Source organism: Flavobacterium sp., from assembly GCF_041392005.1.
Classification (GTDB): Bacteria; Bacteroidota; Bacteroidia; order Flavobacteriales; family Flavobacteriaceae; genus Flavobacterium.
The window spans coordinates 48521-68301 of the sequence record NZ_JAWKMX010000005.1 but is presented as its reverse complement, the minus strand read 5'-3'; the positions used below and the strand labels follow the sequence as shown (position 1 = coordinate 68301).

17 protein-coding genes are annotated in these 19781 nt (G+C 33.1%); 11 read left to right on the top strand and 6 right to left on the bottom strand.

Going from position 1 to position 19781, the window contains the following annotated elements:
- The first annotated feature begins 76 nt into the window (after nt 1-76).
- A complete protein-coding gene (locus R2808_RS04550) occupies nt 77-1738 on the top strand; it encodes a hypothetical protein (RefSeq protein WP_371269774.1) in 1662 nt (553 codons plus the stop codon).
- A 155-nt stretch (nt 1739-1893) separates the two neighbouring features.
- Entirely contained in the window at nt 1894-2643 is a 750-nt protein-coding gene (gene rlmB, locus R2808_RS04545; RefSeq protein ID WP_371269773.1) for a 23S rRNA (guanosine(2251)-2'-O)-methyltransferase RlmB, read from the top strand.
- 4 nt (nt 2644-2647) lie between these two features.
- Here rlmB and R2808_RS04540 read toward each other — a convergent pair whose 3' ends face one another.
- Together R2808_RS04540 and R2808_RS04535 are read right to left on the bottom strand one after the other, a co-directional pair.
- On the bottom strand, nt 2648-2839 hold the full coding sequence (locus tag R2808_RS04540) for a hypothetical protein (protein WP_371269772.1): 192 nt from the start codon (nt 2837-2839) through the stop codon (nt 2648-2650).
- Between the two features lie 8 nt (nt 2840-2847).
- Nucleotides 2848-3618: a rhomboid family intramembrane serine protease gene (locus R2808_RS04535; protein ID WP_371269771.1), complete on the bottom strand. Its 771-nt coding sequence runs from the start codon at nt 3616-3618 to the stop codon at nt 2848-2850.
- A 114-nt stretch (nt 3619-3732) separates the two neighbouring features.
- Here R2808_RS04535 and R2808_RS04530 point away from each other — a divergent pair, with 114 nt between their 5' ends.
- Nucleotides 3733-5010 (top strand): replication-associated recombination protein A, encoded by a 1278-nt coding sequence (locus R2808_RS04530; RefSeq protein ID WP_371269770.1) that lies wholly within the window; start codon nt 3733-3735, stop codon nt 5008-5010.
- Between the two features lie 58 nt (nt 5011-5068).
- Here the strand turns inward: R2808_RS04530 and R2808_RS04525 are convergent, their stop codons facing one another.
- The 3 genes from R2808_RS04525 to der are packed head-to-tail and all read right to left on the bottom strand — an operon-like array spanning nt 5069 to nt 9195.
- Nucleotides 5069-7321 carry a M1 family metallopeptidase gene (locus R2808_RS04525; RefSeq protein ID WP_371269769.1) on the bottom strand — a complete coding sequence of 751 codons (2253 nt, stop codon included), beginning with the start codon at nt 7319-7321 and terminating at the stop codon, nt 5069-5071.
- Between the two features lies 1 nt (nt 7322).
- Nucleotides 7323-7829 carry a DUF6702 family protein gene (locus R2808_RS04520; protein ID WP_371269768.1) on the bottom strand — a complete coding sequence of 169 codons (507 nt, stop codon included), beginning with the start codon at nt 7827-7829 and terminating at the stop codon, nt 7323-7325.
- A gap of 55 nt (nt 7830-7884) precedes the next feature.
- Nucleotides 7885-9195: a ribosome biogenesis GTPase Der gene (gene der / locus R2808_RS04515; RefSeq protein ID WP_371269767.1), complete on the bottom strand. Its 1311-nt coding sequence runs from the start codon at nt 9193-9195 to the stop codon at nt 7885-7887.
- Between the two features lie 185 nt (nt 9196-9380).
- Here der and R2808_RS04510 point away from each other — a divergent pair, with 185 nt between their 5' ends.
- From R2808_RS04510 to R2808_RS04480, 7 genes are all read left to right on the top strand, one after another.
- Nucleotides 9381-10535 carry a 5-(carboxyamino)imidazole ribonucleotide synthase gene (locus R2808_RS04510; RefSeq protein WP_371269766.1) on the top strand — a complete coding sequence of 385 codons (1155 nt, stop codon included), beginning with the start codon at nt 9381-9383 and terminating at the stop codon, nt 10533-10535.
- 125 nt (nt 10536-10660) lie between these two features.
- Nucleotides 10661-11149, top strand: a complete 489-nt coding sequence (gene purE, locus R2808_RS04505; RefSeq protein ID WP_371269765.1) for a 5-(carboxyamino)imidazole ribonucleotide mutase — start codon at nt 10661-10663, stop codon at nt 11147-11149.
- Nucleotides 11150-11288: 139 nt separating this feature from the next.
- Nucleotides 11289-13310 carry a M3 family metallopeptidase gene (locus tag R2808_RS04500; RefSeq protein WP_371269764.1) on the top strand — a complete coding sequence of 674 codons (2022 nt, stop codon included), beginning with the start codon at nt 11289-11291 and terminating at the stop codon, nt 13308-13310.
- A 173-nt stretch (nt 13311-13483) separates the two neighbouring features.
- Nucleotides 13484-13987, top strand: coding sequence for a GbsR/MarR family transcriptional regulator (locus R2808_RS04495; protein WP_371269763.1), 504 nt, complete (start codon nt 13484-13486; stop codon nt 13985-13987).
- 54 nt (nt 13988-14041) lie between these two features.
- A complete protein-coding gene (locus tag R2808_RS04490; RefSeq protein ID WP_371269762.1) occupies nt 14042-14347 on the top strand; it encodes a hypothetical protein in 306 nt (101 codons plus the stop codon).
- A 4-nt stretch (nt 14348-14351) separates the two neighbouring features.
- Nucleotides 14352-15065: a YqjF family protein gene (locus tag R2808_RS04485; RefSeq protein ID WP_371269761.1), complete on the top strand. Its 714-nt coding sequence runs from the start codon at nt 14352-14354 to the stop codon at nt 15063-15065.
- Nucleotides 15062-15997, top strand: a complete 936-nt coding sequence (locus tag R2808_RS04480; RefSeq protein ID WP_371269760.1) for a fatty acid desaturase — start codon at nt 15062-15064, stop codon at nt 15995-15997. Before R2808_RS04485 ends, R2808_RS04480 begins: the two co-directional genes overlap by 4 nt.
- On the opposite strand, the gene R2808_RS04475 is transcribed toward R2808_RS04480, so the two are convergent.
- Nucleotides 15931-16746, bottom strand: coding sequence for a hypothetical protein (locus R2808_RS04475; RefSeq protein ID WP_371269759.1), 816 nt, complete (start codon nt 16744-16746; stop codon nt 15931-15933). The two genes, R2808_RS04480 and R2808_RS04475, sit on opposite strands and share 67 nt — an antisense overlap.
- A 148-nt stretch (nt 16747-16894) precedes the next feature.
- On the opposite strand from R2808_RS04475, the gene gcvP reads away from it, so the two are divergent.
- A complete protein-coding gene (gene gcvP, locus R2808_RS04470; protein WP_371269758.1) occupies nt 16895-19738 on the top strand; it encodes an aminomethyl-transferring glycine dehydrogenase in 2844 nt (947 codons plus the stop codon).
- Nucleotides 19739-19781 lie beyond the last annotated feature (43 nt).

The following is a 19781-nucleotide window of genomic DNA, read 5'->3' as shown; positions in this document are numbered from 1 at the left end:
TAGTTAGTTTGAAAAAGCACCTTCGGGTGCTTTTTTTATTTATACGAATAGCCAATATTTTTCGTTAATTTACCAAATGAAATGGAAACTACTTATTTTATTTCTTATTCCGCTATGGGTTTCAAGTCAAAACTTTTATTTAAAAATAAATGGAAGTTCGGCAAAAGAAACGCATATAATTGATAGTATTGGTTATAAAAAAGAAAATAGCTCGGTTGCCTTAGTATTAGAATCGCAAAAAACTTTTGAACAAAAATTACTTTCAAATGGTTTTTTTTCCTATCAGTTAAAAGACCAAAAAAAAGTAAACGATAGCACTTTTACCTTTTTTTACTCTTTAGGCAATCGCATAAACAGTATTGCAATTGTAACTAATCAAATTAAAAACGAAGAAAAAGAATTACTTTCGCTACAAACCGACACCATCTATTTAAAACCAAACGAAGTTGAATCGTGGATACAACTAAAACTCGCTGTTTTAGAACAAAATGGGTATGCGCTAAGTAAACTTAAACTCATCAATCAAAAACAGCGTAATACCACTATTTTTGCTGAGTTAAATTTATCGTTAAACAACAAACGAATGGTTAACGATTTAGTTGTTTTAGGCTACACTAAATTTCCAAAGAACATTAAAAAAAATTGGTTAAAAAAATACAAAAAACAAAATTTCAATCAGGCACTTTTAACCGAAATAACTAACGATATAGAAGCATTTCCGTTTGTAATGCAAACCCGAAATCCAGAACTTTTATTTACTAAAGATTCAACCAAAATATATACTTATCTAGAAAAAACAAAACCCAATACATTTGACGGATTTATAGGTTTTGCAAACGATGCCGAAAACACAAAATTAATTTTTAGCGGTTATCTCGACTTGCACTTAATAAATATTTTAAATGGTGGCGAAAAATTTAAGTTAAATTGGCGAAACGATGGAAACAAACAAACATCATTTCATTTAGGAACCGAAATTCCGTATGTATTTAAAAGTCCAATCGGCACAAAAGCTAATTTAAAAATTTTTAAACAAGATAGCATTTTTCAAAACACACAATTTAATTTCGATTTAGGTTATTATTTTAGTTATACCAAAAAAATATTTGTGGGCTATCAAAGCATTGTTTCTACCGATATTCAAAATGCAAACAGCATTAGTTTAAACAATTATAATAGTGTCTTTTACACCTTAACTTTCGATTACGCAAAGCGAAATATAACATCGTTTATTTTTCCCGAAAAAGCTAAAATACTCCTTACAACCGGAATAGGAAACAGAACCATTTTACAACAAAAAACCAAGCAGTTTTTAGCACAGCTTAATGCTTTTTACAATCTTAACCTCAACGAAAAAAATAGTATTAACCTAAAAAACGAAACCTTTTATTTAGAAAGTAATGCGTATGTTGTTAACGAACTCTACCGTTTTGGCGGAATAAATTCTATACGCGGATTTCGCGAAAACACGCTGCAAGCCAACTTTTTTTCGGGCATTATGGCAGAATACCGCTACTTGCTTTCGCCTAGTGTTTACGTCAATTCTATTACCGATTACGGCTACTTTCAAGATAAAACGGCAAATTTAAAAGGAAATCTACTCGGTTTAGGCTTTGGTTTTGGTATGCTTACAAAAAACGGATTATTCCAATTTGTGTATGCAAACGGAAGCACAAACGACCACGCCATAAAATTATCCAATTCTATAGTACAAATTAGTTTTACTACCAATTTTTAGCAGCGAATCTCTAGGCATTTAAGCAATCCATATTCCTGCTGTCCGTTTTACTCGGTATCACTTCCATCAGGGCTATTTAGCCTTTTACTCGTTTTTTTGCAACAAAAGCCTTTAAACTTTTATGCTTTTATACTTTTATACTCTAAATTTGCCAAATGGAAAAAGCGCAACAAATTTTTGGAATTCGAGCTATAATCGAAGCCATACAATCGGGAACTGAAATTGATAAAGTTTTTGTACAAAAAGATTCGCAAGGCGATTTAATGCGCGAGCTTTTTAAAGTTTTAAAGCAGCACAATATTAACTACTCGCAAGTTCCTGTAGAAAAACTAAACCGATTAGGCAACCGAAACCATCAAGGTGCTGTTGCTACTATATCGCCCATTACATTTGCTAATTTAGACAACTTAATTGTATCGTTATTAGAAGCCGAAAAAAAACCGCTTTTCATAATTTTAGATGGTGTTTCCGATGCGCGAAATTTTGGAGCAATTATTAGAACTGCAGAATGTACAGGTGTAAACGGAATTATTATTGCTAAACAAGGTAGCGCTCCTGTAAATGGCGACACCGTAAAAACCAGTGCTGGTGCTGTTTTTAATGTGCCTATTTGTAAAGTTGATCACGTTAAAGACGCTGTTTTTCATTTACAAGCCAGCGGCATAAAAACAGTAGCCGCAACCGAAAAAACAAACCATACACTATACGACATCAATTTTAAAGAACCTATTGCCATTATTATGGGTAGCGAAGATAAAGGTGTTAACCCTTCGGTTTTAAAAATTGTAGATGAAAAAGCAAAATTACCTATGTTTGGTACCATTTCTTCCCTTAATGTTTCGGTAGCTTGCGGTGCTTTTTTATATGAAGCTGTTAGACAGCGGATTAGTGAATTAAATATTTGAGAAATCAAAACAAAGACCATTTTGCTTTTTGCATTTTCTTTTTTAACTCAATTTCTAACTCTTGAATTTGCTTTAATTTTTCTTCTTCAGAAAGTTTGTCTTTATTTTTAATTTCAGCCTTTCTATAAGTAAATTCCATTTTCAATATGCTTTCTAAATCAGCCTTACCTAAATTGTGTAATTTTAAAGTTTTCATTCTTAAGTTCAATTTCTTTTCAAAAATTCATAAATCACTTTTATTGAGGAAGTAAAATAACTTTTAATTTCGCTTTCGCCTTCTTTTGGTTTTGGCGGCGGATTAAAATTGCCATTTTCATCAAAATTACGAATAAAAACATCTTCTTTTGGGTTAAAATTTGGATGTTCCCAATCGTAAATTAACGGCTTGCCAAACTGCGGTGTTTTAATAAGTAATGCCATTGCTAAACCTGTAACAAAACCTGCTAAATGACCTTCCCACGAAACAGAATTATCCACATTAGGAAACATATACCAAACCGAACCGCCATAAAACAACACCACAAACATAGAAACCGCCATTAATCTATAGTAACGGGTAAAAATTCCTTTAAAAAAAATAAAACTAACTAAAACATAAATTAATCCGCTTGCACCTATGTGATAACTTGGTCGTCCTAAAAGCCACGTTCCTAAGCCCGAAAAAAGAATACCAAATACAAGTACTAAAGTAGTTTGCTTTTTATAAAAAAATTGCAAAGCAGGCAGTAAAACCAACAAAGCCAACGAATTGTTTGCCAAATGTTTTAGGCTACCGTGTAAAAACGGACTAAATAAAATGCCTTTTAAGCCAAACCATTCGCGTGGGTAAATTCCGAAATGATGTAAGTTAACATTAAACTTCATTTCGTACCAAAAAACCAACCATAACAACAACACAAAAAACAACGGAAATAACACAACTGCTTTAGTAAATGTAAATTGATGTTCGCCAATTATGGTCTTTTTCTTTTTCATAAATAAGGAATACTCAAATATAACACCAAATATAATTTACTGAAGAAATGGCAGTTATTAAAATCTTTAAACGTAAAATTTTTAAACCTAAAACTAAAAGATTAATTTTACCGTATGGAAGCACCATTAGCAGAACGCATTCGTCCTAAAAATTTATCGGAATATGTAAGCCAATTGCATTTAGTAGGCAAAAACGGTTCGTTAACACATCAAATTACAAAAGGAATTGTTCCAAGCTTGCTATTATGGGGACCACCAGGAACAGGAAAAACAACTTTAGCGCAAATAATTGCTGCAGAAAGCAAACGTCCATTTTATCAACTTTCGGCTATACACTCGGGTGTAAAAGAAGTTCGTGAAGTAATTGAAAAAGCCAAACAAAATAACGGTTTGTTTACCACTAAAAACCCCATTTTGTTTATTGATGAAATTCATCGATTTAGTAAATCGCAGCAAGATTCGCTTTTGGCAGCAGTAGAAAAAGGTTGGATAACATTAATTGGTGCCACAACCGAAAACCCAAGTTTTGAAGTTATTCCCGCATTACTGTCGCGTTGTCAGGTATATGTACTTAATCCGTTTACAAAAGAAGATTTAGAAGCACTTTTACACAGAGCAATTAAGGTTGATGATTTACTGAAAAGTAAAACTATAAAACTAAAAGAAACAGAAGCGTTGCTTCGTTTATCGGGTGGCGACGGGCGAAAACTTTTAAATGTTTTTGAATTGGTTGTTAATGCTACAGAAGGCGATTTAGTTGAAATTACTAATGAAAAAGTAATGCAATTGGTGCAAAAAAATACGGTTTTGTATGACAAAACTGGCGAACAACATTACGATATTGTTTCGGCTTTTATAAAATCGATACGGGGAAGCGACCCAAATGGTGCTGTATATTGGTTAGCTCGAATGATTGAAGGTGGCGAAGATGTAAAATTTATTGCGCGCAGAATGCTTATTTTAGCCAGTGAAGATATTGGCAACGCTAACCCAACTGCTTTAATTATGGCAAACAATACGTTTCAGGCAGTAACCACAATTGGTTATCCCGAAAGTAGAATTATATTAAGCCAATGTGCTATTTATTTAGCAACGTCGGCAAAAAGTAATGCAAGCTATATGGCAATTGGCAAAGCACAACAACTAGTAAAGCAAACAGGCGATTTACCCGTTCCAATGCACTTGCGTAATGCTCCAACTAAATTAATGGCAACATTAGGCTATGGCGATGAATATAAATATGCACACGATTTTGTCAATAATTTTGCAGAACAAGAATTTTTACCCACAGAAATTTCTGAAACCAAATTTTACGAACCTGGCGAAAATGCTCGTGAAAAAGAATTGCGACAGTTTTTAAAAAATAGATGGAAAAATAAATATAATTATTAGTTTTAAAAAACGTTATTGATATCAATAAAAAATGGGGTTAAAAAACCCCATTTTTTATTTACTTTTTATCTAATTCATCAAACTTAGATGGTAATTCTTCTTTTGGCCACATATTATTATTTACATCAATATCGGCAGTTTCAAGTTTTGGATCGAGTTGAATTTTTACTACTCGCTTTTCGGTTGCAAAAATACGTTTTGCAGTTTCGTTGTTCATACGCCAAATTTGAGCAGGAAAGCGAAATTCTTCTGTACTGCCATCTTCATAGTGTAGCTCGGCAATAATTGGCATTATCATTCCGCCTGGTTTTTCAAATTCTACTTCATAAAAATAATTTGGCTTTTTTAATTTTGCTCGTTCTTCAACTGTATATTTAGTCGCTAAAAAATCGTTTAATGGTTGTATAGCTTCTGCGTTAAAACTTTTAGATGACATATTATCTTTTTCTTCTACCCAAAATAATATATCTTTCATATCGTCTAAGTTTCTACCGTAACGGGCTAAAAGTTTTTTAGCTTCTTCTGTTGGCTCTGTTGTAACGGCAAACTGTTTCACTTCTTTAATTCCAATATCAACATAATCGGTAGAGTAAAACCAACCGCGCCAAAACCAATCTAAATCTACTGCCGAAGCATCTTCCATTGTTCTAAAGAAATCTTCTGGTGTAGGATGTTTAAATTTCCATCTGTTTGCGTAGGTTTTAAAAGCATAATCGAATAATTCGTGCCCCATAATAGTTTCACGTAAAATATTTAAACCTGTTGCTGGTTTTCCGTAGGCGTTATTTCCAAACTGAAAAATATTTTCAGAATTGCTCATAATAGGCGAAATAAAATCTTGGTTTCCTTTCATATACGGAACAATTTTAGCGGCTGGCCCTCTATCGGCTGGAAAATTTGGGTCGAATGAAATTTCGGTTAAATATTCTAAGAAAGTATTTAAACCTTCGTCCATCCACGTCCATTGTCTTTCGTCTGAATTTACAATCATAGGAAAAAAGTTATGTCCTACTTCGTGAATTATAACTCCTAGCATTCCGTATTTAGTTCTATCGGTATAGGTACCGTCTTTTTCTGGTCGCCCAAAATTCCAACAAATCATAGGGTATTCCATACCTTGTCGTTGTGCCGAAACTGAAACTGCTTTTGGATACGGATAATCGAATGTGTAATGCGAATAGGTTTTTAGAGTATGTGCCACAGCCCGTGTAGAGTATTCGCCCCAAAGTGGATTGGATTCTTTAGGGTACATAGAAATAGCCATAGGCTGTGCTGTTTCTAATTTTACCGCCATAGCATCGAGTAAAAATTTACGAGAAGTAGAAAAACCAAAATCACGAACATTTTTTGCTTTATACTTCCATGTTTTTGTAGTAGTTTCAAAACCTTTTTCACGATTTTCGGCTTCTTCTTGGGTTACAATTACAACGGGTTTATCAAAAGTTTTTTCGGCTAATTCCCAGCGTTTTAATTGTTCGCTTGTAAAAACATCTTTTCTATTTTGCAATACTCCAGTTGCTTCCATAATGTGGTCTGATGGTACCGATATAGTAACATCAAAATCTCCGAAAGGAAGTGCAAATTCGCCTCTACCCCAAAATTGCATATTTTGCCAACCTTCTACATCGCTATAAACGGCCATTCTAGGATAAAACTGTGCAATTACATATAAGCGGTTGCCATCTTCAAATTGTTCGTAACCCGAACGACCACCATCTACCATATAATTGTTAATTTTATACCACCATTTTATTGAAAATGAAATTTTATCGCCCGATTTTAATGGCGAGTCTAAATTAATACGCATCATTGTTTTATTGATGGTATAACTCATATTCTTGCCTTTTGCATCTTTTACATAATCAATGTGAAAACCGCCTTGAAAAGATTCTTCTATATAGGTTTTTGAAAACTGACTAACAGAGGTTGCTACCTGCATTTTTTGGTTTTCAACTAATGGTGTATTAGAATCTGGAGCTCGCATATTTTGGTCGAGTTGTACCCAAAGGTATTCTAAATTGTCTGGAGAGTTATTGTAATATGTAATGGTTTCTTCGCCCGACAATGTTGTATTTTTATCGTCTAAAACCAAATTCATTTTATAATCGGCTTGTTGCTGATAATACGCTGGACCGGGTGCTCCTGATGCTGTGCGAAACATATTAGGAGTGGCTAATTCTTCGTTTAATTGACGAAACTTATTTTGATTGTAATGCCCTGGCTTTTTAGTTTCTTCAACTTTAGTTTCTTGCGCTGTAACAAGAAAAACGCTTAAAAATGTAGAAAAAACGAGAATGAAATGCTTTTTCATATTAGTTTGTTTTGATTAGTTGTTTTGGGTTTGATTTTGTAAATAAAAAACTCTCTTTTTTATTGCCAATAGTTATATGAGTAATATTTTGTTGTTCGCTATAAAGTTCTGTTAAAATGCTATTAGTAAACTCAAATGTAGTTATTTTTTTAGAAAAATCGGTTTTTAAATAGCAAATAACCACATCGTCTTCATATTCTATCCCTAAAAAAAGTACTGCTTTTTCTTTTCCGTTAATAGCTACTTTTATTTTATTAGTTAAATAGTTTTCGATATATGTTTTGGCTTTTTTATCTTCAATTTTAGTCGCTAAATTTAGTTTTTTATCGTATTTTTCATCTAATGCTTTTTCTAAATCATCAATAAAAATACGAGAAGAAATCTCGACACGGTTTTTATTTTCGTTATAGTTAACTTGGGTAACCGAAACATAAAATTTGTGCCACACTACAAACGACGAAAGTGTTACAAGTAAACAAAAAACTATTATTAGCTTAATTTTTTTCATTGTACTTTAGTAGTACTTGTTTTTAAACTATTGTTACACAAAAGTTTGTTAATTATTATTTTTTTCTAAAATAAATATCAATTGGCACTCCAGAAAAGTTAAAGTTATCGCGTAATTTATTTTCAATAAAACGCTTATAAGGTTCTTTAATATACTGTGGTAAATTAGCAAAAAATACAAACTGAGGAACAGGTGTAGGCAACTGCATACAATATTTTATTTTAATGTATTTTCCTTTTATAGCTGGCGGTGGTGTATGCTCTATAATTGGCAACATTAACTCGTTAAACTTAGAAGTTGGTATGCGTTGTTTTCTATTTTCATACACTTCAACAGCTGTTTCTAGAGCTTTTAACAATCGCTGTTTTGTTAATGCCGAAACAAACAAAATAGGTACATCTGTAAATGGCTCTATTTCTTTACGAATTGTAGCTTCAAAAAGTTTTGCTGTTTTGGTATCTTTTTCAATTAAGTCCCATTTATTCACTAAAACAACAATTCCTTTTCTATTTTTTTGAGCCAACCAAAATATGTTTTGGTCTTGGCTTTCGAAACCTCTAGTAGCATCAATCATCAGAATACAAACATCGGCATGTTCTATAGCACGTACTGAACGCATAACCGAATAGAACTCTAAATCTTCTTTTACTTTTGCTTTACGACGAATTCCTGCAGTATCGACCAATTTAAATTCGAAACCAAATCGGTTATAGGTAGTATCTATAGCGTCGCGTGTTGTACCAGCTATATCGGTTACTACAAATCGATCTTCGCCAATTAATGCGTTAATAAATGACGATTTCCCTGCATTTGGTCGTCCTACTACTGTAAATTTAGGCAATTCATTTTCTTCTTCAGTTGCTTGTGGTAGTTCTGGTAGCGATTCTATTAATTTGTCGAGTAATTCGCCTGTACCACTTCCGTTCATACCTGATATCGTATAATATTCTCCAAGTCCTAAAGAATAAAACTCTACTGCATCGCTAACACGCATAGCGTTATCTACTTTATTAACTACTAAAAAAACAGGCTTTTCTACTTTTCTAAGAAGATTCGCTACTTCATTATCCATGGGTGTAATACCATCTTCTACATCAACCACAAACAAAATAGCATCGGCTTCATCTATTGCTAGTTCTACTTGGCGTCTAATTTCGCCCTCAAAAATATCGTCTGAACCTATACTGTAACCACCCGTATCAATTATCGAAAATTCTTTACCATTCCACTCACTTCGTCCGTAATTTCTATCGCGTGTTACACCACTAATCGAATCTACAATGGCGTCGCGACGCTGAATTAAACGATTAAAAAAAGTAGATTTTCCTACATTAGGCCGTCCTACAATAGCTACTATATTATTCATATAATTGTTTTTGAAACGGCAAAGATACTGTACTGAATTTGAAATAACTAATAAGTTAAGGCGCAAGTTTTAAATTATAAAGTCTATTTTTAATCTACTTTCTATTGTTTTATACCTTTCTTCTTTTCTGTTTAAGGTATAAAAAATTATCTTTGTAACCTAAAACACACAACATAATACTACAAATGAATTATTTTTCTTCTGATTTTAGATTAGGTATTTTAGGTGGCGGCCAATTAGGTAAAATGCTGTTGAACGACACTCGAAAATTCGATATTCAAACTTTTGTTTTAGACCCTAGCGAAGAAGCACCAGCCCGATTTGGTTGCAATGCTTTTTACAAAGGCAGTTTGTTAGATTATGATACGGTTTATCAATTTGGTAAAATGGTGCATCTATTAACTATTGAAATCGAAAATGTAAACCTCGATGCTTTAGATAAATTAGAAGAAGAAGGTTTACCTATTTTTCCTTCACCTAAAACACTTCGATTAATTCAAAACAAAGGAAAACAGAAAGATTTTTATGTGAAAAATGATATTCCAACATCTAAACACTTACGATTTGTGGGCTTAGACGATTTACGTGAAAGTTTAGCTAAAGATGAACTTGATTTCCCATTTGTATGGAAAAGTGCAACGGGTGGTTATGATGGTAATGGGGTTAAAATTTGTCAATCTGCTTTAGATTTAGTAAAACTTGCCGATATTGAATGTGTTGTTGAAGATTTAATTCCGTTTAAAAATGAATTAGCAGTAATTGTTACCCGAAGTGCTAATGGAGAAGTTGCGACTTATCCTGTTGTAGAAATGGAATTTCATCCTGAAGCTAACCAAGTAGAATATGTTATTTGTCCGGCTCGTATAGACGATACTATAGCACAAAAAGCACAAGAAATTGCTTTACAAGTTTCAGAAGCATTTAACCATGTTGGTCTTTTAGCTGTTGAAATGTTCCAAACGATGAACGATGAAATTTTGGTTAATGAAGTTGCACCTAGACCACACAATTCTGGGCATTATAGCATTGAGGCGAGTTACACATCGCAATTCGAAAATCATATTCGTGCTATTTTAAGATTACCTTTAGGCAACACCAATAGTAAAGTTGCAGGAATTATGGTAAATTTGGTAGGCGAAGAAGGTTTTACCGGACAAGTTTATTATGAAAATATCGATAAAATTATGGCAATCGATGGCGTAACGCCACATATTTATGGAAAACGTGAAACACGACCTTTCCGTAAAATGGGACACGTTACCATTGTAAATGAAGATATGGATAGAGCTAGAAAAATTGCAGAAGATGTAAAGAATTCTATTCGAGTGGTCTCAATTTGATAATTTGAAGATTTGAAAATAGCAAAACGATTTTTAAAATTTATCACTTTCTAGGTGCTTGATTTTACTTTATTATTATTATTGATTTTCAAAAATTATAAACAACAAACTATAAAAGAACAAACATGAGTAAAGTAGCTATAGTAATGGGTAGCATATCGGATATGCCGGTAATGCAAGATGCCATTGAAATATTAAAAGGATTCGATATTGAAGTAGAAGTCGATATTGTTTCGGCACATAGAACACCAGAAAAATTATTTGATTTCAGTAAAAATGCACACAACAGAGGCATTTCAGTAATTATTGCGGGCGCTGGTGGAGCCGCACATTTACCAGGAATGGTAGCCGCTATGAGTCCACTTCCTGTTATTGGTGTTCCTGTTAAATCGAGTAACTCTATCGATGGTTGGGATTCGGTTTTGTCTATTTTACAAATGCCAGGTGGCGTTCCTGTGGCAACAGTTGCTTTAAACGGAGCAAAAAACGCTGGGATTTTAGCGGCTCAAATAATTGGCACAAACGACAAATGTGTTTTAGATAAAATTATAGCCTACAAAGAAGGCTTAAAACAAGTTGTTTTAAAAGCTGCCGAAGAGTTAAAGAAACCGTAAAAAAGCAGAAAACCCCAACTTTCGCTAGGGTTTTTCTACTCACAATTACGTGACAACTATAAAAAAATTTTACTCTTTAAAATAAAAATATTATTTCATCGTCAAAATTAAGCTTTTTATCGATATAATCAAACTAAAAATGGATTTTTTAAAAAATTTTAACACCAAACACGAATCGGCACCTTTTACCAAAATTGAACTTGCCGATTATATACCCAATTTTAAAAGCTGTATTGCTAATGCCAAAAAAGAAATTGATGCAATTGTTACTTCACAAGAAAACCCAACATTTGAAAATACTATAGAAACATTAGAATTTGCCGGACAACAATTAGACCGCTTATCTAGCATATTTTTCAATTTAAATTCTGCCGAAACTTGTGATGAAATGCAAAAAATTGCACAAGAAGTTTCGCCTTGGCTAACAGAATTTGGCAACGATATTACGCTAAACGAAGAATTATTCAAAAAAGTAAACGCGGTTTACGACATTAAGGATTCTTTAGGGTTAACAATAGAACAAAAAACGCTTTTAGATAAAAAATACAAAGGTTTTGTTCGCAATGGTGCACTTTTAAACGAAGACCAAAAGAAAAAACTTCGCGAAATTGATACGCAACTAGCCAAATTGAAATTAAAATTTGGCGAAAATGTTTTGGCAGAAACCAATAATTATCAGTTGCATATTACTAACGAAACCGATTTAAAGGGTTTGCCTGATGGCGCAAAAGAAGCTGCAGCCGATTTAGCAAAAACTAAAAATTTAGAAGGTTGGATTTTTACGCTTGATTTTCCGAGTTATTTGCCATTTGTTACCTATGTTGACAATCGAGAATTGCGAAAAGAAATTTCTATTGCCTACGGAAAAAAAGCCTTTCAGAATAACGAATTCGACAATCAACAAAACATTAAAGACATCGTTCGTTTACGTCACGAACGCGCTAATTTACTGGGTTATGTTTCTCATGCTCATTTTGTTTTAGAAGAACGAATGGCACAAAATCCGGAAAAAGTACAAGCATTTTTACACGATTTATTAGAAAAAGCAAAACCCGCTGCTGAAAATGAATTTGCCGAACTTACGGCTTTCGCCAAAGAATTAGACGGAATCGACCAATTACAAAAATGGGACAGCGCCTATTATTCGGAAAAATTAAAACAAAAGAAATTCAATTTAGATGATGAAAAACTAAAACCGTATTTCAAATTGGAAAATGTATTGAACGGTGCGTTTACTATTGCCGAAAAACTTTATGGAATCCGTTTTCAAGAAGTTTTCGATATCGATAAATATCATGAAGATGTAAAAACATATGAAGTTTTAGATTTTGAAGGCAATTTTATAGCCTTATTTTACGCCGATTTTTTCCCAAGAAAAGGAAAACGCAACGGTGCTTGGATGACTTCATTTAAAAATCAATATATAAAAGACGGCAAAAATGAACGTCCGCATATTTCTAATGTTTGCAACTTTACGCCTCCTACAAAAACCAAACCTTCACTCCTAACCTTTAACGAAGTTACCACTTTGTTTCACGAATTCGGGCACGGTTTACACGGAATGTTAGCCAATACAACGTATCCAAGTTTATCGGGAACTTCGGTTTTTTGGGATTTTGTAGAGCTGCCAAGCCAGATTATGGAAAACTGGTGTTACCAGCCCGAAGCTTTGGCTTTGTTTGCCAAACATTACGAAACAGGCGAAATTATTCCGCAAGAATATGTAGATAAAATTAAAGAAAGTGCTAACTTTTTAGAAGGAATGGCAACCCTGCGTCAGTTGAGTTTTGGTTTGCTCGATATGGCGTATCATGGTAAACCGCAAACAATTGAAGATGTTAAGACATTTGAAAAAGAAGCATTTGAAAACACAAAACTTTATCCAGATGTAGCTGAAAATTGTATGAGTACTTCATTCTCACATATTTTTCAAGGTGGTTATTCTTCGGGCTATTACAGCTACAAATGGGCAGAAGTTCTCGATGCTGATGCCTTTGCTTATTTCGAAGAAAACGGTATTTTTAATACCGAAGTCGCTACAAAATTTAAAGAATATGTATTGTCTAAAGGCGGAACGGAACACCCTATGGAATTGTATAAAAAATTCCGTGGACAAGAACCTACACCAGATGCTTTGCTAAAACGAGCTGGGTTAATTTAGAAACCTTTGTCATTTTGAACTTGTTTCAAAATCTAAACTCATATCTTAGAAGCTGAAATAAATTCAGCTTGACAGCATCAATATAAACCGAAGTTAAATTAGCTTCGGTTTTATTTTCAAATAAACTTTCATTTATTTTTGAAAGTTTAAAAACTTTTGCTTAACTTTGTCCTATGGAATTTCAAGAAGCTAAAAATAAATTCGTTCAAACTTGGGGAGCATTAGGCAGTCAATGGGGCATAAACAAAACTATGGCTCAAATTCATGCTTTGTTGATGGTGTCAAACGAACCGATTTCTATGGAAGACATTATGGACGAATTGCAAATTTCCCGCGGCAATGCTTCTATGAATTTACGCGCGTTAATGGATTGGGGCATTGTGTATAAAGAGTATAAAGTGGGCGAACGCAAAGAATTTTTTACAGCAGAAAAAGATTTGGATGAATTAGCAGTAAAAATTGCTCGTGAACGCAGCAAGAGAGAAATAAAACCTACTCTAAAAGTATTAAAAGAAGTTTCTTCAATTGACGCAAACGCCAATGAAGAAGAAAAACACTTTGTAGAACAAACCCAAAAATTATACGATTTCGTATTAAAAGCCGACAATGTTTTAGATAAAATAACAGAATACAAAGACAATTGGCTAACAAAGTTAGTTGTTAAAATAATGAAATAATTTTTTTAACTTAAACTTTCATTTTTTTCTGAAAGTTTAAAAATACACATAACAATGAAAGCACTAAAAACGTTAAACACCATTGCCTTATTAATTCCTATACTATTAGGATTTATAGGTTTTTTCTTCGAAGAATACTTTTTGTATGCTATAGTTGCTACTATGGTTACAGGATTTTTACAAGTAGTTGCTGGAGTTATCTTTTGGATTATGTTTCCAAAAAACATCGAAATTCAAGTTTATTTTATGTTGGTTGCCTTATTTTTTATAACAATTTTTAGTGGTTTCAACAGCGATTTAATTTGGATTTTACCACCAATGCTTTGCGTTTACCTATCCATAATAATTTATAAAAAATAACACTATGAGTTTTTTAAATGCACAATGGAAAAATCTAGCCTTAATCAATTATGAAATTGAGGCTAGTTTACTAGAAAAATATGTTCCAAAAGGTACAGAAATCGATTTCTATAATGGAAAATGCTATATCAGTTTGGTTGGTTTTCTATTTCAAAATACAAAATTATTAGGTATAAAAATTCCGTTTCATACCAATTTTGAAGAAGTAAATCTTCGATTTTACGTTAAGCGCTTTGAAAATGGCGAATGGAAACGAGGTGTGGTGTTTATAAAAGAAATTGTTCCAAAACCTGCTTTAACATGGGTTGCAAACACAGTGTATAAAGAACACTATCAAACCTTACCAATGAAACATTCTATTACTGAGAATAAAAATTTAAATACCGATTTTGTCTATCAATGGAAAACAAAAAATAAATGGAATACTATTTTAATGGAAACAAAAGATAATGCTATAGAAATAGAAAGCGGAACAACTTCTGAATTTATTACCGAACATTATTTTGGCTACACAAAATATAATGAAAACAAAACATTTGAATACGAAGTAAAACATCCTAAATGGCAACAAAAAGAAATAATCCAAACTGTAATTGATGTAGATTTTAAAGCCACTTATGGTAATGAATTTGAGTTTCTTAACTATCAAAATCCAGCATCTACCATTTTTGCTATTGGTTCTGAAATTTCAGTTGAAAATAAAAATAGAATTGTATGAAAAATTTAGTTCCTAATGAAATTGGAAAAATATCATTTTCCTTTTCAAAAACATTGTGGTTGTATCTCATTTTAATTCCAATTTTCTTTATTAAGTGGGAAAATATATCTTTAAAAACATCAATTATTGGATTACTACTTACCTTTATAACGGTTTGTTTAGGACATTCTGTAGGTTTACACAGAGGCATCATTCATAAATCCTACGAAACCTCAACTTTTTTTAAAAATTTATTGCTTACTTGTTTTGTGTTTACAGGTCTTGGTAGTCCTAAAGATTGGTTAAAAATGCATTATTACAGAGATTATTGGCAAAACCGATTAGATTGTCCAAAATATTTTCAATACAAACATTCTTTAGTAACTGATTATTTCTGGAATTTACATTTAGTCTTTACTCCAAAAAATGAAGAACGTTATAAAATTCCAAATGAAGATATACAAGACAAATACATCAATTTTTTAGATAAATATTGGTTCGTACTAAACGCTTCATTTTTTACAATTATTGGGTTGATTTTTGGAATCAATTCAGCTTTACTCATTATTAATTTCCGAATTGGATTAACCATTTTAGGACATTGGTTTATTGGTTATATTTCACATAAATACGGCTATGCTAATTACGAAATTGATGATGCCGATGAAAGTGCTTATAATAATTTAATTTTAGGGTATATATCTTTTGGTGAAGGATTTCACAACAACCATCATGCTTTTCCAAAATCGGCTAAACTAGGATTAAAATGGTATGAATTCGACTTAGGTTGGTATTGTATTCTCTTATTTAAAAAAATAAAATGGATTCAAAATGTTTCTGTCAATACAAAAAAAGAAACGGCATCTCAAATTGAAACTACTTGGAATTACCCATTTATTAATAACAAAATCCACCAAAAAACAGGTACAGCTTCTACCCAAAAACTTGTATAATATTTTGATTTTTGTGGAGAAACAAAAAAAGTAAACAAAACTAGAATTACAGATACAACAAGAGTAATTGTGCAATCTATAGCCGTAATTTCTGGTTTTAAACTATCCAATAAAAGAAACAAAACCAATAATAAATACGATAAATACTTACTTCGTTTTACACCTATTTTCTGTGGAATGGTTTGCAGGCTTTCGGCGTCATTTTGTAAATCTACAATTTCAAAAATTAGCATTAAAACAAAAACCAAAATAAATCGTTGTACGCTTTTTATAAGCACTATAGCATCAAAACCATAATCGGCATTCATTACAGGAAGCCAAACCGTAACCACAACCCAAGCTAACGCTACTAAATAGATTTTTACTCCAGCCCAATTGCGCATATTGGTTCGTTTCGGAATAAACGGAAGTGTATATAAAAGGGTAATCAGCAAGGCTCCAAAACCAAAAATTTTCGTTATTTGTTGCAATTGAAAAAAGTAATAAAGCGTAGCCAAAGCTGCAAAAAAACTCAATCCAATAATTGCTTTAAAAGTTGGTGTTAGCTTTATTCTTTTTACCCGAGCTAGCGCATCATATTTTATAAAATTATACCCTACAATAGTTCCGTAAAAACCAAAATAGGCTACAGGTTCGTCATACGGAAGATGTAACTTAAAAAATGTAATCCTTATTAAAGCATACACTGATAAAGCTACATGAATACTACTATCTATATAAAAATTGAAAAAAATTTTTGCTAAGTGCATAAACAAAAATAATCAAAGTGTTAACAAATTGATTATTTTGTTTAAAAAAATCACAATCAAACACATTTAAAAAGCAAATTATTACGAATTTAATAATTAAATTTGTTCGCTAAAAACAACACAATTTTACTTTAATATTTCATTAAAAATGAGAACAGATAATTTTGCCCTACGTCATTTAGGTCCTCGTGAAAACGAAATTAATTTTATACTAAAAACAATTGGTTCTGAAACAGTTGACCAATTAATTTACGAAACCTTACCCGACGATATAAAGTTAAAAAATCCACTCGATTTAGAGCCTGCCATGTCAGAATACGAATATGCAGCTCACGTTCGCGATTTGGGTAGAAAAAATAAAGTTTTTAAATCGTATATTGGTTTAGGCTATCATCCAACAATTGTTCCAGCTGTTATCCAACGTAATATTTTTGAAAATCCGGGTTGGTACACGGCTTATACGCCGTATCAAGCGGAAATTGCTCAAGGACGTTTAGAAGCACTTTTAAATTTTCAAACTACAATTATTGAACTTACAGGAATGGAAATTGCAAATGCTTCTTTACTCGACGAAGCAACAGCCGCAGCAGAAGCAATGGCTTTGCTGTTCGATGTAAGAACAAGGGAACAAAAGAAAAACAATGCAAATAAATTCTTTGTTTCCGAAGAAATTTTGCCGCAAACCTTATCGGTTTTACAAACACGTGCTACACCTATAGGAGTTGAATTGGTAATTGGAAACCACGAAGAGTTTAATTTTTCATCTGAATTTTTTGGAGTAATTTTACAATATCCTGGAAAATACGGACAAGTTTACGATTATGCTAGTTTTATTGCAAAGGCAAAAGAAAACAATATTAAAATTGCAGTTGCTGCCGATATTTTATCTTTGGTTAAACTAACATCTCCAGGCGAAATGGGAGCCGATGTAGTGGTAGGAACTACACAACGTTTTGGTGTTCCTATGGGATTTGGTGGTCCTCACGCGGGTTATTTTGCAACTAAAGAAGAATACAAACGTTCTATGCCCGGACGAATTATTGGTGTAACTGTCGATGCAAACGGAAATCGTGCTTTGCGCATGGCATTACAAACACGTGAACAACATATTAAACGCGAAAAAGCAACATCAAATATTTGTACAGCTCAAGTTTTATTAGCCGTTATGGCGGGAATGTACGCCGTGTATCACGGACCAAAGGGCTTAAATTATATTGCAAACAAAGTGCATACTATGGCAGTAACTGCTGCTAATGCTTTAAATAAATTAGGAATTTATCAAACCAATACTTCTTTTTTCGATACAATTGTAGTAAAAGCCGATGCTGTGCGTGTACGACCAATTGCAGAAAGTAAAGAAATTAATTTTTATTATATAGATAACGAAACAATTGCTATTTCATTTAACGAAACCACCTCTTTAGCTGATGTAAATGAAATTATTACTGTTTTTGCAGAAGCACTTGGAAAAGAAACCTTTTCAATTAGCGAATTAGCGAATGAAGTAATGATTTCAAACGGCTTGATAAGAACTTCAACATTTTTACAACACGATGTTTTCAACAGCCATCATTCCGAAAGCCAATTGATGCGCTACATTAAAAAACTAGAACGAAAAGATTTATCCTTAAACCACTCGATGATTTCTTTAGGTTCGTGTACCATGAAACTGAATGCTGCCGCAGAAATGTTGCCATTGAGTATGCCGTTGTGGAATAATATTCATCCATTTGCTCCACAAGATCAAACGATTGGTTACCAAATGATGTTAAACAAACTCGAACATCAATTAAATGTAATTACTGGGTTTCAAGGAACTACTTTACAACCTAATTCTGGCGCACAAGGCGAATATGCTGGCTTAATGGCAATTCGTGCCTATCATTTATCACGAGGCGATAAGCACAGAACTGTTTGCTTAATTCCTTCTTCGGCACACGGCACAAACCCAGCCTCGGCAGCTATGGCAGGAATGGATATTATTGTTACCAAAACTACTCCTGAAGGCAATATTGATGTCGAAGATTTACGTGAAAAAGCACAAGCAAACGCCGATAAATTATCGTGTTTAATGGTTACCTATCCTTCTACTCACGGCGTTTACGAAAGTGCAATTAAAGAAATTACCAAAATTATTCACGATAACGGCGGATTAGTGTATATGGACGGTGCTAATATGAATGCTCAAGTAGGTTTAACCAATCCAGCAACTATAGGTGCCGATGTTTGTCATTTAAACTTACATAAAACCTTTGCTATTCCTCACGGTGGTGGTGGACCAGGTGTTGGGCCAATTTGTGTGAACGATAAATTAGTCCCATTTTTACCCAGTAATCCTATCATTCCTGTGGGTGGCGACCAAGCCATTACCGCTATTTCGGCAGCGCCTTATGGCTCAGCGTTAGTCTGTTTAATATCATATGGTTATATTTGTATGATGGGTGCCGATGGTTTAAGCGATGCTACGAAATATGCTATTTTAAATGCCAATTACATGAAAGCGCGTTTAGAGGAACATTACCCTGTTTTATACTCGGGAGAAATGGGAAGAGCAGCACATGAAATGATTTTAGATTGTAGAGCATTTAAAGAAAAAGGCATTGAAGTAACCGATATTGCCAAACGCTTAATGGATTATGGTTTTCACGCTCCTACGGTTTCGTTTCCTGTTGCAGGAACACTTATGGTTGAACCAACCGAAAGTGAAGATTTAGCCGAATTAGATCGTTTTTGCGATGCTATGATTGCGATTCGTAAAGAAATTGAAGCGGTTTCTAAAGAAGATACTAATAACGTATTAAAAAATGCGCCGCATACTTTAGCTATGCTTACAGCAAACGAATGGAACTTTCCTTATACAAGAGAACAAGCCGCTTATCCGTTAGACTATATTGCTGAAAATAAATTTTGGCCAAGTGTACGCCGTGTTGACGATGCGTACGGCGATAGAAATTTAGTATGTTCTTGCGCACCTATTGAAGCGTATATGTAATTTTTAGTGAGTAAAATAAAAAAATACAACAACAAATAAAATA